This window comes from Fictibacillus aquaticus (genome assembly GCF_002245695.1).
GTDB classification, from domain to species: Bacteria; Bacillota; Bacilli; order Bacillales; family Fictibacillaceae; genus Fictibacillus; species Fictibacillus aquaticus.
In genome coordinates this window covers 684,956-702,352 of sequence record NZ_NOII01000003.1, presented here as the reverse complement: position 1 = coordinate 702,352, position 17,397 = coordinate 684,956, and the positions used below count along the sequence as shown (strand labels likewise).

The 17,397-nt window shown below is 44.1% G+C and carries 8 protein-coding genes; 2 read left to right on the top strand and 6 right to left on the bottom strand.

Features of this window, described 5'->3' with window-relative positions:
- Positions 1 to 3 precede the first annotated feature (3 nt).
- The gene (locus CGZ90_RS13825) at positions 4 to 1,581 is read right to left on the bottom strand and encodes a M14 family zinc carboxypeptidase (RefSeq protein ID WP_133063594.1); all 1,578 of its coding nucleotides are present in this window, start codon (positions 1,579 to 1,581) and stop codon (positions 4 to 6) included.
- 75 nt (positions 1,582 to 1,656) lie between these two features.
- On the opposite strand from CGZ90_RS13825, the gene CGZ90_RS13820 reads away from it, so the two are divergent.
- Complete coding sequence (locus CGZ90_RS13820) at positions 1,657 to 2,370, top strand: L,D-transpeptidase family protein (RefSeq protein WP_094253081.1); 714 nt, start codon at positions 1,657 to 1,659, stop codon at positions 2,368 to 2,370.
- 3 nt (positions 2,371 to 2,373) lie between these two features.
- On the opposite strand, the gene CGZ90_RS13815 is transcribed toward CGZ90_RS13820, so the two are convergent.
- The 5 genes from CGZ90_RS13815 to CGZ90_RS13785 form a co-directional block, all read right to left on the bottom strand.
- On the bottom strand, positions 2,374 to 3,498 hold the full coding sequence (locus tag CGZ90_RS13815) for a polysaccharide deacetylase family protein (protein WP_094253080.1): 1,125 nt from the start codon (positions 3,496 to 3,498) through the stop codon (positions 2,374 to 2,376).
- Between the two features lie 317 nt (positions 3,499 to 3,815).
- Positions 3,816 to 6,977 carry a S8 family serine peptidase gene (locus tag CGZ90_RS13810; RefSeq protein ID WP_094253079.1) on the bottom strand — a complete coding sequence of 1,054 codons (3,162 nt, stop codon included), beginning with the start codon at positions 6,975 to 6,977 and terminating at the stop codon, positions 3,816 to 3,818.
- 201 nt (positions 6,978 to 7,178) lie between these two features.
- Positions 7,179 to 7,922, bottom strand: a complete 744-nt coding sequence (locus CGZ90_RS13805) for a C40 family peptidase (protein ID WP_094253078.1) — start codon at positions 7,920 to 7,922, stop codon at positions 7,179 to 7,181.
- A gap of 361 nt (positions 7,923 to 8,283) precedes the next feature.
- Positions 8,284 to 12,345, bottom strand: a complete 4,062-nt coding sequence (locus CGZ90_RS21085) for a bifunctional 2',3'-cyclic-nucleotide 2'-phosphodiesterase/3'-nucleotidase (protein WP_240515437.1) — start codon at positions 12,343 to 12,345, stop codon at positions 8,284 to 8,286.
- A 315-nt stretch (positions 12,346 to 12,660) separates the two neighbouring features.
- On the bottom strand, positions 12,661 to 13,623 hold the full coding sequence (locus CGZ90_RS13785; protein WP_094253077.1) for an NAD(P)H-dependent flavin oxidoreductase: 963 nt from the start codon (positions 13,621 to 13,623) through the stop codon (positions 12,661 to 12,663).
- 230 nt (positions 13,624 to 13,853) lie between these two features.
- Here CGZ90_RS13785 and CGZ90_RS13780 point away from each other — a divergent pair, with 230 nt between their 5' ends.
- A complete protein-coding gene (locus CGZ90_RS13780) occupies positions 13,854 to 17,375 on the top strand; it encodes a S8 family peptidase (RefSeq protein WP_165766857.1) in 3,522 nt (1,173 codons plus the stop codon).
- Positions 17,376 to 17,397: the final 22 nt, after the last annotated feature.

The window sequence follows — 17,397 nt, the reverse complement described above, 5'->3', positions numbered from 1 at the left end:
TTCTTATTTTATCCAGCCTTCACCTTCTGCAGCGGTGACATAGCGCCATGTTCCCCAAACTTGCTTGACAGTGACTGTCTGCGGCTGCAGCTGAACAGCTCGCTTTTTAGTAGTATGCGGATAGTCGTACCAGTCGACTGCGGTTGTGATCACAGCCTGCTCGTTCGCTTCAACCGGGTTGAAATTCAGCACGGCGTTCACTGGCTTTATCCATTTCTCGCCGTTTACTGTCTGAATCGCGTACCAGCCGTTGTAGGATTTCACAGCTTTAACGGTTTGCGGATTAATGTACGTACCCGCTTTTGCCGTGAACGGCATGCTGTGAAGCTGCGTTTTTTCTGTCAGAAGGATTGGCATGCTGATTTTTTTATACGTGCCGTTAATATAGTAGCCTTTCTTGATCCATTTCGGTCCGTAAGTCGTACCAATACGGAGGTAGTCCTTGTATGTCCCGGTAACTTTAACATATGCCGGATTGAGCGTAAGCTTCGTTTTGTGCGATGTGTTCGGACGGTCGTAGAGAGGAACCTTCTCAAACGTTGTGATGTTATAGTTCGCATCACTTACCTTCGCTTCCCAAAGCTTGTCCCCTTCTGCTGCGACATACAGCGCAGCTTTGCGGTTTCGCTTCCACTCTTCGTTAAATACTGAGATTGGCGGATTGGTTTCATATACTCCATAGCTCAATTCCGGTGTCAGTCCTGGACGGTTGTATGTCTGGATGAACCAGTCCTTGTAGCCTCCTCCGGACGGATTGCTGGATGGTTTTACGAGTGTATAGCGCGACATGCGGCCATACGCTTCTGCAATCCTGCGGTCACGGTCGATGAACTGCGGTTTGTTTTTAAAATGCCAATATAAAATGCGTCCTGACGTATGATACGAAATGGTGATTTCCGGGTCAACAAACGCAGTAAATTGTGCAATCTTTTGTGCTTCTACCGCCTGAAGGGGACGGTAGCCGGAGAAATTTTTAAATGAAGGAGATTTAACTGAGCTGTTTCTCGACAAGCTGTCCCAGTTCGCTGGATACTGGCGGTTCAGGTCGATGCCCTGAGCGTTCGCCTTCCAGCGTTTGAAGTTGCGGCTGCCGTTGTTCATTTTGATCAGCTTGCTATGTATGGATTTCGGAAAAGCGTTCAAGCCTTTTTGCTGAAGCGTCACACCGTCCGGGTTAACCATCGGCACAAACCAGATTGACGTGTTGTTCAGTACGCTTTGGACATTGTAGCCTTCAAACGTCCTTTTCGCCATATACGCCTCGCTGTACTGGTCGATCATCTCCATTACGAGATTAGTCGTCAGCCATTCGCGTGCGTGATGAGAAGAATTGTAGAAGACTGTGGCGTCGCCTTTTCCGAGCTTGATCGCCCATATCTCGCGGCCGTATGGCGTTTTGCCAAGTGAACGGTATTGCACGATAGAAGGATACTTTCTAGCCAGCACCTTCATATCATAAGTCATGCGCTCATACGAATATACTTGGTTCGGGTTCACGTAGCTTGCCGCTTTTGCCGAATCGGCTGCACACAAACCAGCAAACAAGATCAGGGCCATAACTGCCCAATTTCTCCACCTCAAAAAGATACCCCCATTCAATTTAACTCATATTCTAGTATACTATGAGTAGAAACCAATAAAGGAGAAAAAATCCAGATGAAGAAAATATTTCTTAGTCTTTTGGCAATCCTCAGCTTTGGCGCGTTTCCTGGCGGTGCAGATGCGTCTACTTCTTTTTACAAAGCACAGTGGGAATCGAAGCTGCCTAAGCTTGAAACGAAGCGCCAGGTTATAGTTGTTACGGTTCCGAATGCGCGAAGCTACCAAGCAAAGCTGTATACGTATGAAAAAATGTCTGATGGCAAATGGCGTGCAGCATTTCCAGTCATGAAGGCCGTTGTCGGCAAAACAGGGGTTTCTAGCCGTAAAGTCGAGGGTGATGGGAAAAGCCCGACAGGCAAGTTTCTCTTCGGCACTGCGTTCGGCTCGGCCGTTAAGCCTTCTGCTGTGACATGGCCATACAAAAAGACGACAGTAAGCGATTTTTGGGTGGATGATGCAAAATCTTCTTATTACAACAAGTGGGTTAACACGACCAAGATGAAGGCGACGTGGAACTCTGCGGAAAAGCTGCTGCAGCCGCTCTATAAATATGCTGCTGTTATCCGTTACAATGACGATCCAATCGTCAAAGGAAAGGGCAGCGCCATTTTCCTTCATGTTTGGAAAAACGAATACAGCCCTACACTCGGGTGCACGGCTGTTTCGGAGGCCAATCTTGTTAAACTCCTAAGCTGGATGAACGCCTCAAAGCGTCCGATTATTGTTGTCGGGACGGAAGCTCAGGTAGCGGGATATATTACTAACTAAGTTTTACTGCCAGAAGTTATAAGGCTTCATAGAATTGTCGAGCGGCTTCATTTGATAGCCGCTCTTTTTTAAATAATTCAGGACAGGCTGCAGATAGTCTGTTGTATCCACCCGGTCGTGCATGAGAATGACGAGCGGTTTTTTTGACCCTTCCATCTTTTTGATCTCACTGATCGTATGGTTAGCGGTCGTAGGGGCATGACGGTATTTCCAGTCGAGGCTGTCGACAGTCCAGTCCCACATTTTATAGCCTTTATCATACATCGCCTGCCGATAAGCTTGAGTCATATTTGGCTTGCTGCCATAAGGCGTGCGGATCAGCTTGCTCGACACACCGGTGATGCTGCGGATGCTGGCCAGGCAGGACGTCATTTCCTGTTCAGCCGATGATGGCGAGCGGTAGAATTTGGACTTGTCATGTGTAACACCGTGGCACGCTAAGCCGTGTCCTTCATTTTTCATTCGCTTCACAATGGACGGCATACGGTCCATGCTTGGTTTCATCATAAAAAATGTCGCTTTTGCTCCGTTCTTTTGCAGCATGTTTAAGATGCTGGCCGTGTAAACGTTCGGGCCATCGTCAAAGGTTAAGTAAGCAATTTTAGTTGGGGCCGGCTGCTGCTGAGGCTGTGTAAACTTTGTCCTTTGAGCAGAGATCGCCGATTTATATTTGGTATAAAATTGCGTGTCAGTCAGCTTCGCGCTGCTGTTTTTCACCCTGACGACAGGTCCGGATTTTATGTACGAAACAGTATATCCGAAGGCAGTGGATGATTGCCGGATCGGAAGGTAAAGCGTGCGGTTATGCATAACAGCCTTTGTGCTGAGTGCCTTGTTATTCAGCTTCATGCTGTATGTGGTAAGATCCACCGTGAGTTTGGTTGTGCCTTTCGTAAAGACCTTCGTATTCCCTGACGTGCTTGATTTCACACCCATAAATGATAAGTAGGAAGATGATGCATAAGAGATACCGTTCTGTGTAAATGGCGCATGTGTGGTGTATTCCATGAATCGATCGTTGATGCCGAGTCCGATATATGTTTTGGATTCTGCTGCGTCTGCTTTTACCCCGCCAAAAATACATAACAGCACCGCAGCCATTACAACTGCTCCTAGTTTCTTCACCATTACTTCCCCCTCATCGATGTTTATACTAGTTCATTTTATTTTTGCTAGCTGGGGATTATGACCCATTAAACGAAAGTTGCATGTGATAGATTTCAAGGTTAGTGACATTGTTCGACAAGGCTCGCGGAAAGTTGGGGGACTTGCTTGTCATTCACTCGATTAGCCGACTGTGTTGAGCAGGTTGGTTTGGCTTAGATATGCAGATTATTATGGAATCTTGTATTTTAAAAAATATCTTTCTAAAACAAAAATACGCCTCATCAGCTCGCTGCTGATGAGGCGTATTTTCTTGTCCACTCCAGATGGACAGAATGGCATTATTGTCTTTTTGGAGTACCGGACCCCATTTTTTTAAGTTGTTTTGTTACTGGCTTCAATGATGCTGCTGTACCGTATTGGCTGCTGGATTCGTCAATGCTGTAGCCGTAGTAGTTTCCTAGGCTGTCGATGTAAAAGACGTGGTACTCCAGGCCATAATAGTAGCCAATATAAGCATCTGGCTTCGTATATGAGATGGTGCTGCTACCCTTTTTAATAGCATAAGATTTGTAATCTACCGTTTCGTAATTATAAGTGTCGAATAGATAGAGTTCCATTGTGCCGTTTTGGGTGCTTCCTGTTACAAGATCAATTCCTTTTACTTCGTCATAGCTGTTGTAAAGGAAACGGTATTCCTTTGAAGTCACCCATTCAGGGGCTGCGTTCTCGATCATTTCTCCTGTTGCTGTTTTTGCTGTACCGCTGCTTCCAACCGCTGTAATTTTGTATGAAAACGGTCCAGTATGCCAATATTCGCTGTTATAGCCTTCATTGTCATACCCATCCCATCCAACGTATTGAATGCCATCCGGCTTATAGGAATCCTGTTCGATCGTTCGGATCGTGGTGCCGTATGCGTCTAGTATTTCAACGGTTACATTTGCTGGCTGCGAGAGCTTATAATACACTTCCGCTGCCGCATAGTCGCTTCCCGCATTTTCTGGATAATAGCGTACGACTGACGGATTCTCCATATAAACCTGAGTAAAGCCGACGGTAATTGTACCTGTTACCGTTTTAACTTGGCCATATGCATCAGTAAATGTAAGGACGTACTGATACGCTCCATCTGGCACAATACCGCCTGTGCTGTTTTTTCCATCCCAAGTAAAGGTGTTTGTTCCTTTTGCTTTAGCCGTATTCGCCGCCACTGTTTTGACAAGTGTTCCGTCCTTTTTAATCTGGACAGTTACTTTTCCTGCTTTGTTCAGCGTATACGATGCTTGCAGCGGCTCTTGGCTGTTGTACATATCATAGTTTGCAGTTCCTGTTACCGCTGGAGCTGTCCAGTCCTGAAGCGTCATCCACCCGCTTGTTACGGTTGCTTTATTTCCTGCAGCATCTTTCGCTTCGTAAACGAACTTGTACTTGCCCTCGCCTACCTGTGCTTTTTTATCCGATTTACCATCCCACGTAAAATAGTAAGTTCCTGCTTTGTATGATTTATTCGAGACGATAGTACGCGACTTGTTGCTGCTGCTATTTGCAATATACACAGTAAAGTTTGTCGTTTCGTTCGTCCAAACCTTGCCTTTAATGCCGCTCTCTTTTCCAACTTTAAAAATAGCAGGGCTCATTGCATAGCCTTTTGCTGCTGGAGCTTTTGAATCAACGGTAACCTTTGTTTCTGTCGTTCTTCCCGTATTCTTGCTGCTGTCGACTGCGCTGAACTTGATTTTATAAGCACCGTCAACGACTGTTTTTCCAGTTCCGGTTTTACCGTTCCATGTGATAACTTGGTTTCCGCCGCTGTAGCTTTTCTTATCAGCAAGCGTGCGGATGATCTTGCCTTTGCTGTCATAAACCTTGGCTGTAACTTTTGAAGATTTATTAAGCTTGAATTTTACGCTCAGGCTTTTAGAAACCTTTGGCGAGTAATAGTGTGAAGAGGATACAGGTACTGCTAAAGGCTTTACTTTATCAGTAACAGTGATTTTTACAGATTTAGTAAGCGTTCGCTTGTTCGCTGATACTCTTACGACTAGTTCGTATTTACCGCTAGGAACGACTCCGCCTGCAGAGCTCTTGCCATCCCAGACAACCCGTTTGCTTCCGCCCGAAGATTGAAGCAGTACTTTTACTGTTTTACCTTTACTGTCCTTAATATAGGCTGTGACTGATGCACTTCCGAACGCGCTGAATGAAGCAGAAAGCTGGTTGCTGCCGGTCATTGTGTATTTTGTAGTAGAAACTTTAATAGCTGAGAGTGCGCCTGGTGTCTTTGTTAACGCTGAGTAGGCATCGATTCGGCCGTAGCCAAAGTATGCATCCCACCCATAGGAATAAAGGTCTTTAGATGAATTAGCAAGGACGTTGTATGCATCATTAAATGAAAGCAGCGGATTTTTAGAAAGCATTAAGGCAACCGTACCCGAAACAACCGGTGATGCCATTGATGTGCCATCCATATATTGATAAGAATTTCTCGGCTTTGCTGAGTAAATTCTTTCCCCTGGCGCCGCAAAGTCAACATAATCGCCAAAGTTGGAAAAGTCCGTAATATAATCGCTGGAGTCTGTCGCGCTGATTCCCATTACGCCAAGATATCCAGCCGGGTAAACCGTTGAGTTTGTATTGTCATTTCCAGCTGCTGCAACCATGATGACACCTTTAGATACCGCATAGTCTACAGCTGATGAAATATAGTAATCCGCATAATAGCTGCCAAGGCTCATGTTTATTACGTCAGCGCCTTTATCGGCCGCATAATAAATGCCTGCTGCCACATCTGTTGAACTCGCTGATTGTCCGCGGAACACGTTGACTGGCATGATTTTAGCTGTCGGCGCAACACCAACAATCCCTTTTTTGTTAATAGATCCTGCGATAATTCCGGCAACGTGTGTCCCATGTTCTGTTGGATAATGAGTGCTTGTGCCATCCGTTACATCATACGGCTTATAAATACGTCCGCTGAAGTCTGGGTGGTCAAGTTGTACGCCTCCATCCAATACCCCTACTACTACGCTGCTCGCACCTTTTTGAGAATCCCATGCCTTTGGCGCGTTAATCTTCTTTAGATGCCATTGATATTTGTAGCCTGAGTCAGATGGCGTATAAGCTGGCTTTAATATATAGTTTGGCTGCAAGTGTTTAACAACCGGCTCTGCCAGCAGCTTGCTTGCAGCTGCTTTCACATCAGTTCCAATCGGAAATTTCAGAAGTACAGATTGATTTACTGTAAGCTCTTCTACTTCATCTATTCCATACTTACCCTTTAAAGAGGATAACTCCTTTGAATCTAATTTTCTTTTAAATTGGACAATCATTTGGTTGCTGATATAATCTCCAGCACTCGCAATGCCAAAGCCATTTTTTGCTGCTGCTGCTGAAAATACTTTCTTCTCTTGAAATTTATTTTCTTCGGCATGAACATGAACAGCTGTAGTCAGCATGAACATTGCTGCAATAGCGGCGAAATGCAGTTTCAATCCTTTCATTTCAGACCCCTTCTCTTTGTTTAATTAATCTCCGTGCAATTATACTACAAACTTGTAAAATACTTCTAATTATATGATCCTATATATCGACATGAATGTACGGATCAGACGTAATAGATATATCGACCTATCAAAACGATTTGTTAGAAAAAAATAAAAACCACCTTACGAGAAGTAAGGTGGTTTATGTGTGTTCAGTTATTAGAAGATTCTTTTTGCACCAACATAGCGCTTGCTCCACCAAGAGTTGCTCAGTGAATCGTACTCTACCTTTACAGATGCGCTGTGGATCATCGTGTTGTTTCCAATGTAGATAGCAACGTGTGATATGTCGCGGCGGCCGTTGCTGTTCGTGTCATAGAATAAGAGATCGCCAGGCATAAGGTTTTTGAAGCCTACAGCTTTTCCTACACCGTACTGTGATGATGATGTGCGCGGAAGGCTCTTGTTGTGCTTCTTCATGACGTACGTTGTGTAGCCGCTGCAGTCAAACCCAGTGCTCGGGCTTGCTCCACCCGTTCTGTAACGGATGCCAAGAAGCTTCTTCGCAACATCAGGATTGAATTTCCCAGGTGCAACTTTAGCAGCTGGCTTCGGTGCAGCTTTCTTCGGCTTTGCTTTTGCTGCTTTTTGCTTAATCAGGTTGATTGTCTTCTGATCAGCGATTCCAGTCTGCTTTAATTTTGTGTGTCTCTGAAACTTCTTTACCGCTGCTTGCGTATATGTACCATAATGATTCGTAAGCTTAGGATATGTAAAATGTCCTGTTTTCTTTAAAGCGGCTTGCAGTTCCTTTACTTCACCATGCTTCATGCCTGGCTTAAGTGTGCGGTCACCTAGTTTTGCGTCTGCATTGATTGGATTTCCTATGATAATAGCTGCTGCTAGAACGATTGCTCCGATTGTTTTCTTCTGTAGTTTACTAGATAGTAGTCTTAAGTTCATATGTCTTTAATCCCCTATTCCCCTAAATTTCTACTTCTTTTTACATCTAATAGTAGTTTATGGAATATTGTGTTACAGTTCTAGTCTTTTTATATTACAGTTACGTAACAAATTCAGAAAATTGACATAAAAAGCTGTAAATTGGGGAATAAAAGTTAATTGTTGAGTATTTTAGTGGTTCGAATTCACTAGATTTTAGTACATATTTTGCAAAATTACAGTTAGCTAGTTACATGTTAATAGACAAAAAGAAGGATCCGTGTGCTCATGCACCCGGATCCTTCTTTACAATGAGTCCTTTCCAGATGGACAAAACATGCTGTTTTGTCCATCTGGAGTACCGGACCCCCATCTTTAATTATTATTTGTTGATTTTTGTTGTGCGGCCTTCGATGACTGGGTTGACTGTGCCTCTAGCTTTAACGTATTTGATTAGAGCGTCAAGGTCAGTGATGTCGACAGTTGGGTTCTTTCCGCCTAGAAGGGCGCTGTAGCCGTCTCCGCCGCCAGCCATGAAGTTGTTGACTGTTGCCGTGTATGTCTTGTTCATATCAAGCGGTGTTCCGTCTGGAAGCGTGATGTCATGTACTTTTCCAGTGAATTTGCCTTGTGCATCTTCTGTTGATTCAAACGTGAACTTTAGACCAGAGATTTGAAGAATCTTCTCGCGTCCTGAGATCCACTGCTGTCCAAGAAGATCAGCAATTTGCTGTCCAGTAAGTTCCATTGTTACAAGGTCGTTACCGAAAGGCTGTACTGTAAATACTTCTTCCCATGTAATTGGTCCAGCGTTAATATCAGAGCGAACTCCGCCTGGGTTCATAAACGCAAAATCAGTGCCCGTGTGAGCTCTCATAGAGTCAGCGATCATGTTACCCATCGCAGATTCTCCATCAGCATTTTGAGCCTTTAAAATAGGTGCATCTGTGTTTCCGATTACTTCTTCAAGAATCGGCTTCACTTTTGCGTATGCTGCGTCTACCATGCTCTTAATCTCAAAGTCTGGTGTAATCGCATCATGGAACGTTGTTACAACTTCTGCAGACTTCTTCACGATGTCTTTTGTTTTGTAGCTGATTTCAAGGTCAACATCAGAGAATGCTGTTCCGTAAGAGTAAGACTCAACGATAAGCTTGTTGTCCACTACAGTATTTGCGAATCCATGGTTGTGACCTGCCATGATAACATCAACTTCGTCATCAATAATGCTGGCGATCTCTACCATTTCTCCTTTAGCGTTCTTTCCATCAAGATCAGAGCTTGCTCCTTCGTGTGCGAGTACAACGATAGATTTTACGCCCTGCTCTTTTAATTCTTTTGTATATTTATTGATTGTTTCTGCTTCATCTAAGAATAGAACCTTTTCTACTGCACTTGGAATAACGATATTTGGTGTAGAAGATGTAACGATTCCGATGAAACCAACTTTAACGCCTTCAACTTCTTTTACAATATACGGGTCGATTACAGGCTTATTCGTATCCTTGTACACAACGTTTGCTGCTACAAACGGATATTCAGCACCTTTAAAGTTACCAGTGTTTTCGTGCTTGCCGCCGTTGATAAGACGAAGCATTTCATCTACACCCTCGTCAAACTCGTGGTTTCCGAGTCCGCCGATATCTACTCCCATTTTTCCTAGAACTTCAATTGTAGGTTCGTCCTGTAAAAGAGCAGAAACTGGTGGTGAAGCACCGACCATATCTCCAGAGTAAACCGTCAGCGTGTTAGGATTCTGCTTTTCACGATCCTTTAAATACCCGCCGAGATACTCAGCTCCACCCGCTTTTCTGTTGCTGATAGTTTTGTACGTATTAAGCTGTCCGTGGAAATCGTTCAAGCCAAGAAGCTGCAATGATACGATCTTGCTGTTAATTTCTTTTGATTTATTAAGCATTCTGTAAAGAACGACTGCACCTTCTGCACGGTTTGTTTTGTCTTTAGGTGCAAATGTGTTTGCTGTGCGTCCGCTTACAAGCCCAAGCTGAACAGCAGCGTCCACGTATTCCTTAGCGAAGTCACTGATGTGCTTTCGGTCTTTAAACGTTGCATCTTTAGCTGGTGTTACCTTTTCGCCTGTTGCATACTCGTATGCACGAACAAGCATAACAACCATTTGTTCACGGTTAATCTTCTGGTTTGGATCAAATTTCGTTTTTGTAATCCCGCTCACAAGGCCAGCTTCATATGCTGACGCGATCTCCTCAGCTGCCCAAGCTGGTACATCCTTGAATGGTGCATTTTCTTGAGCTTTTGGAAGCTTAAGTGCACGGCTGATAAGTGCAGTAAACTGTGCACGAGTCAATTTGTGTGACGGGCCAAACTTATCCTTTGCAATACCGCTAATGATACCCTCTTCAGCAAGCGCGTAGATCGCTTCAGCAGCCCAGTAGTTTTTCGGAACATCACTGAACACGATTGGAGGCGGTGCTAGGTTAATAGAATACTTAGCGAATCCTGAATCCATGTTGCCTTGGAACTTCATGTTTTCATCCATTGAGTTCTGTGCGTCTGGCGAAGATTCAAATGTAATGTTCAAGTCGCCTTTAATAGGAGAAAGCTTCCAGTTGCCGTCAGCACTTGGGTTAATTGTTTTCTTCTCAGCAATGTAATCAACAATTACTTGGCGGTTTTCGTCAGGATAAAGCTCGACTTCTTGCTTGTTCTTTACTCCTGGGAAAGAAGTTGAACCTGCACGGTAGTTGTTCGTTACAACGATGAAATCCTGTTCTAAATTAATCGCTTTGCCGTTATACTTAAGGTTTTTAATACGGCTTGCGTCCGCATTTACAACTTTTCCGTCTTTGTCATACTTTGCAGGCTGTGTCACATCGATTTCATATGTTACGCCATCAAGAACGTCAAAATTGTAAGTTGGGAAAACGTCATTCACAAGCGGCTGCTCGTTTTTGTTAGTTGGATCAATCTGCTTGAACTGTCCAGCAGACATTTCAAGCCATTCTTTCACGTCAGCACCAGTAATCTTAACGTGTGCCACTGTGTTCGGATACAGGTAAAGGTCGTTTACATTCTTGATCGCGATTGTTCCTGCTGGAATGTTCGTATAATAGCTGGATCCGCCGCGGCCGCCGGCTTTAAACGGTGCACCAGCAGAAAGAATCGGAAGACCTTCGTTTTCCGTGCCTTCAAGTTTCTTTTCAATGTACCATTTTTGTGCGTTTGTCACGATCTGAATGGAAGGATCGTCCTTTACAAGTGAGAAAAAGCTATGGATGTCGGAGCTAGTGTTTCCAACAGGCTTACGGACATAATCCAATGTACCTTCATGCTCATGCTTTGTAGAATCAAGGATATCTTGATCTGCATCTGCCAAGCTAGTGATGACGCTCTTTCCATCAATTGTTTCTTTTTTGAAAATAGCACGTACGGAAGATCCGCCGTTTTTCACTTCCCACTTGCCGTCTACTTGCTCAAGCGTGAGGTCCATGATTCCAAGGTGGCTTCCCCAGCTTCCAGGCATTACAGCCGGCTTCCCATTAATGGTACCGTTTACATTATCGATTCCATCGCCTGTATAAGCAGAGCTTGGGAATGTCTTGTGATCGTGTCCGATCAGGATTGCATCAATGCCCTCAACCTCGCTCAGCTGATATGCAGCATTTTCTTCACCTTCGATGTATTCTGCATCACCAAGACCTGAGTGAGAAAGAGCAACGATAATGTCAGCGCCTTCTGCCTTCATCTTAGGGATCATTACTTCAGCTGTTTTCTTAATGTCCTTAGCGATAACTTTCCCATCAAGGTGCGCTTGATCCCATTGCATGATTTGCGGCGGAACAAATCCAACGATACCAACTTTAATCGTATGTTCGTTTCCTGATTCGTCTACTACTGTACGCTCAAGGATATCGTAGTTTTTAATGAAGTTCTCGTCGTTTTCTTCTTTGTCATCCTGGTCATCGTTATATACGTTCGCGTTGATGATCGGGTACTCCGCATCGTCCATTACTTCTTTTAAGAAGTCGATTCCGTAGTTAAACTCATGGTTTCCGATCGCCGCTCCGTCATAGCCTAATAGTTCGAAAGCTTTGACAGTAGGATGCTCTTCTCCCTCTTCTAGCGGATCGATCTTTGCCTTGTAATCTCCCATCGGGTTACCTTGAATCAAGTCACCGCTGTCGAAAAGGAGAGAGTTTCCTGCTGGCACTTCAGCACGCGCTTGCTTGATCAGCGTAGCTGTCTTAGCAAGACCAAACTCGTTTGTTGTTGTATCTTTGTAATAATCGTAGTTCCAAATGTTGTTGTGGATATCACTTGTACCCATGATACGAAGCTTTACGTCGCTGCTCGGTGCTTCCTCTGCACTGATCGTCTTCCATGTAATCGGTGTAGAAAGCACTGAAAACGCCATCATTGTTGCCAATAACGAGCGTCCAGCTTTTGAATAAGACTTTTTGCTCATGCATATCCCCCTAAAATTGTGAAAATTTTGTATTGCCAAACTTAATTATATAGTTAGAATTGAAAAAAAGAAGAGGTAATTTGTAAAATTATTGATAATTTTGGCGGATAATGTGTGAAGAGGAAATTTGTAGGTTAAAAGTCTTAGAATGGAGACTAAAATAGACTTAGTAAATTAAAGTAAGGTGGCTGTACTGTTAACCACTTGGGCTTTAGTCCAGCGTAAAAAGTAAAAAACTGCCCTGTATGCTGGCTATTTGCCAGGACAGGGCAGTTTTGTTCAGCATAGTTTCATAGCCGCAGCAGCTCTGCTCTATCAAACACGCTGACTGCTTTTTGCATCATAAAGCGGTAGTTTACTAGCTGCTTTCGTATATTCCAGCTGCAGTTCACGCACCACCTCAGCCACAGGTTTTACATCCTTTACCCCGCCGACTCCCTGTCCTGCAGACCAGATATCCTTCCACGCTTTTGCTTTTGTCTCTGAAAAAGACAGATCGATTGTTTCTTTGCGTTTCAGCTTTTCAACATCATAGCCAGCCCGCTGCAGGCTTGGAATCAGGTAGTTACCGCTGATTCCGCTCACAGCATCCGTGTAGACGATGTCTTCAAGCGTTGAATCGATAAGAAGCTGCTGATATTCTGTGCTGGCGAAGCTTTCAGACGTGGCAATGAATCGGGTCCCCATATACACCATGTCGGCCCCCATCACCTGTGCTGCGAGGATATCAGAGCCTGTCGTAATGCAGCCGGCGAGAATGATTGTGCCCTCCCAAAATTCACGTACAGCCTTAAGGAAAGCCATCGGATGAAGCGTTCCGCCGTGTCCGCCCGCCCCGGTACAGACAAGGATCAGCCCATCGATACCTGTTCTCGCTGCTTTTCTAGCATGATCAAGCGAAATAACATCCGAATAAACAAGTCCCCCGTATTCATGCACCGCTTCAGCAACAGCGCTCGGGTTGCCAAGAGATGTGATAACGATCGGCGGCTGATGCTTTTTAATGAGCGCCATATCCTCTTCAAAGCGCTTATTCGTTTTGTGCACGATCAAGTTTACCGCCCACGGTCCGATTTTACGGTCAACATCCTGCTCCTTCGCTTCAGATAACGCTGTCTTAATTGTCATCATCCATTCTTCCAAAATTTCAGAAGTCCGCGCATTTAATAGAGGAAAAGAACCAATAATACCCGACTTGCAGCTTTCGATCACAAGTGCAGGGCTGGATACTAGAAACATCGGGGCGTTGATCACAGGCAGTTGCATGTTATTCATCATATCTTTAGCCACCTTTTTTCGCTTTTTTCAATGCATATTATCTGGTCACATACTTCCACAAAAACAGCGTAATTCCTTTATGTTTCTTACCTCCATCCTATTAACCAATTGAACTAAACCAAAAGTACTACAAATTTTCCAGCGAACTAAAGGAATTTGTTTTTTGCCGTCGAATACTCATTCCGTACTAAATTTTTCCAACACACAAAGAGATGAACGGGGGAGACAATTTGTCTAACAAATGGCTAAAGGTGACGGCGGCTCTTGGGCTGTCTGTCAGCTTGCTAGGCGGTCCTGCAACAGCTGGAGCTTCTACAAAACCAGCTTGGCAGCAAAATAAGAACCTATTGAAGAATTTTGATTTATTCGGGCATAACGTGCAGATGCCTGAAAAGAAAGCAAAAGAACTTAGTACAGATACACTCGTACTAAAAATGAAAAAGCCGATCACTTCGACAGATTTAAAGAAGTCCGGAACGACACTCGTAAGAAGCATTCCAAAGCTCGGTTACACAGTTGTTAAAGTAAAAGACAAGAAAAAGTTACAAAAAGCAGCCGCTTATTTCAGCCAATCTTCTAAAGTGGCAACAGTTGCGCCGAGCACCCTGTCTGTTCCGCTCGGATATGCTGATCCAAAGGTTTCGAAGCAATATTTTCTAAAGACATTGCAGGTTAGCGAAGCGCAAAAGCTGGCGGGTACGCGCAAGGTTAAGGTTGCTGTTATTGACCAGGGTATTGACCGCAAGCACCCTGAGCTTGATTCTCGTGTAAGCACATCAATAAACATGGCCGACCCAATGAACATGCCGCTTGCTGATTACCACGGTACACATGTTGCCGGTATTATTGCTGGTGAAAAAGATAATGGCATTGGCGGTTACGGCATCAATCAAAATGTCGAATTGATCAGTCTTGACGTTTTTGACAGAGGATTCGACGCAAGCGATTATGTAATCGCTGAGGCAATCCTTGAAGCCGTCAATCAAGGTGCAAAGGTAATTAACATGAGTCTTGGCGGCAGCATGAGTTCTCCAATCATGGAGGAAGCGGTCAAGATGGCTGTCGAAAAAGGTGTAACAATCGTTGCAGCTGCAGGCAACGAGAGTTCAGACTCTCCTAGCTACCCTGCTGCATATGAGGGTGTTATCTCTGTTGGCTCTACCAACGCGAAAAACGAGCTTTCCAGCTATTCCAATTTTGGACCGTCCGTTGACGTCGTTGCACCAGGCGAAGATATCTACGCGCCGCTTTATGATTATGAATTGAAATCGATGTTTTACAATTTGAGCGGAACGTCAATGGCGTCACCGATGGTAGCAGGTCTTGCTTCTCTTTTATTATCAAAGTACCCATCGTTAAAGCCTGCAGAGATTGAATATATCATCGAGCACACATCAAAGGATCTTGGCAGCAAAGGGTATGACCGTAAATTTGCCCACGGTCTGATCCAGCCTGCAGCTGCACTTAAATTTAATCCTAAATCTATTCCTTCATCGGTAAAATATCCGGCGTCAGAAATGTCAGAGGAAGAAATTTTCGAAGCGGCAGCAGAGCTTTCGTTTGATGACGAGATCACAAAGAACGCTTACTTTACAAAGCCTAACCAAGTTCACTGGTATAAGTTCCCCGTCGGTGAGGGAGAAAAAATCCAAACAAAACTGACTGGTGTTGCGAACTATGATTACAAGCTCGATATCATTGTAATCGGTGAAGATGGCATGGATATGATGAGTGTCAACAAGCATCAGGATAATGAAACCGAAGCGAAGCTATACACTTCACCGATCTCTGGCGACATGATCATTGGTGTAAGCGACGCGAACAGCAACTATGATGATACAACGGGTAAGAGCTCGAACTACAGCTTGAAAATCAGCCGTCCTGGCGTGGTGACTGATAAAAACACAACTGAACAGCCAGCTTTAGTCAGCGGTCTTCCTTACACAGGAACAGAAACAATCTTCAATGAAGAAGGAGTCGACTCTGATTTTTACAAGTTCTCAGTCAATGAAGAGCAAGTTGTAAAAGTAACGACGAGCGGCATTCCGGGTGTCGACACTAGCCTGAACGTAGGTATAGAAGTTACCGAAACTCCAGAAGGTGAAGATCAGGAAAAGGCTCTTGACGGTGAAGAAGGAGAAGGCGGCGAAGGAGAAGAAACCTACACTGAAATCATTGCTTCCTCCGACTCAAAAGGAATAGGCTATGGCGAAAAAATGACATTCACGGCTGAGCCAGGCGTAGAGTATGTCGTTTCAACAACAAACGAAATGTATATGGAAGAAGAATTTTACTTCGAAGGCGAATTTAGCTTCTCTCCGCCTGAAGTGTCCAGCCTGCCGTACAGTATTAGATTAGAGTCCAAGGTATTCCCAACGGACGAAGACGGTTTGTCCATGGGCGGCGGTGAAGAGGAAGAAATGGAAGAAGAGTTTGGCCAAGAGGCAAATATGATTCTGGAATCTGCGCTTCCTTATTCAATCGGAAGTGAAGGAACAGGCTATTTCCAAAGCTTTGAAGACGCTGATTACTTCAAATTCACGCCAACTGAATCAGGTATTTACGAGTTTATGTTTAACGAAAAAGCAATACCTATGGCAACCATCCTTAAGGTAACAGAAATGGGAGAAGAAGTTGCTGATGAAGAGGAAGTTGAAGACGAAGAAATTATTGAAGAAGATGAAGATACTGGAGAAGAAGGCGAAGTTGTAGATGAAGAAGAAGGAGAAGGCGAAGAAGAAGGCGAAGTTTTGCGCGACTTGATTCCAATTTCTTTTAACTATGACTGGGGCTGGGAAGGCGTCATTCTTAACAAATCTATGTTCGCAGGATTAGAAAAAGGAACAGAATACGTGATTCAGCTAAATAACGACGAAATGGCAAGCTCTATTCCATTTGATGCCTACTCGTTTACGTCGAAAAAACGCTTCGGTGATGTTCGAGATTCTTATGAACCGAATGATGACTTGACGAAGAAAATTAAGTCACTTCCGACAAGCATGTCTGTAAAAGGAAACTTTGCTTTTGCCGGTGATATCGATCCGTTTTATTTCAGAGCAAAACAAGACGGAATCATGAATGCATCACTAAAGAAAGACACGATTACATCCAGCATGCTGAAGAAGTATCCGAAGGAACTTCTTGCAGATTATGAAGGTATTGTCTTTATGCTCGAAGATGTAGAAGGCAATCAAATCATCGATGAAGAGGATTTCAGCACACTAAAATTAGTAGGAAAACCGAGCTATAACGGAACAACACGTGGTTCCTTCAAAACGAAAAAAGGACAAGGCTATTTTGTCATAGCACTAGGTTTTGTCATGAGCCAGTCTAATTTGTCTGTACTCCCTTATACACTGAAGCTTGATTCGGCTAACCGCAAGGACGAGGACGCAGGCTCTGTTGTTAAAGGAAACAAGCCATCTAAACCGCTAAAGCTGAAAAAATCAGGAACTACCGGCTTCAAGTATGACGGCTATCTGAACATGAACACAAAAGGCGGAGACTCCGACTGGTTAGAGTACAAAGTAACGAAGACGAAGAAGAGCACGATCACTTTTGCTACACCAAGCGATAATGATGGTGTGATCAACCTTTACCGCGACGGTAAAAAAGTAGCATCAGCTAACTATTATGTAGACGGCGATGATGAAGTATTGAACTACACAGTCCGCCCAGGAACATATTACATCGAAGTGAAAGACCGCTACGGACGTTCGAGCACAGCTCCATATAAACTAAGCATCAAGTAATGAAGAAGAAAAGCTGTTCCGG

Bases quoted from the DNA above. Each gene is read 5' to 3' on its own strand.
- CGZ90_RS13810 (WP_094253079.1), bottom strand. From the start codon at position 6,977: ATGAAAGGATTGAAACTGCATTTCGCCGCTATTGCAGCAATGTTCATG.
- CGZ90_RS13785 (WP_094253077.1), bottom strand. From the start codon at position 13,623: ATGATGAATAACATGCAACTGCCTGTGATCAACGCCCCGATGTTTCTA.
- CGZ90_RS13815 (WP_094253080.1), bottom strand. From the start codon at position 3,498: ATGGTGAAGAAACTAGGAGCAGTTGTAATGGCTGCGGTGCTGTTATGT.
- CGZ90_RS21085 (WP_240515437.1), bottom strand. From the start codon at position 12,345: ATGAGCAAAAAGTCTTATTCAAAAGCTGGACGCTCGTTATTGGCAACA.
- CGZ90_RS13805 (WP_094253078.1), bottom strand. From the start codon at position 7,922: ATGAACTTAAGACTACTATCTAGTAAACTACAGAAGAAAACAATCGGA.
- CGZ90_RS13820 (WP_094253081.1), top strand. From the start codon at position 1,657: ATGAAGAAAATATTTCTTAGTCTTTTGGCAATCCTCAGCTTTGGCGCG.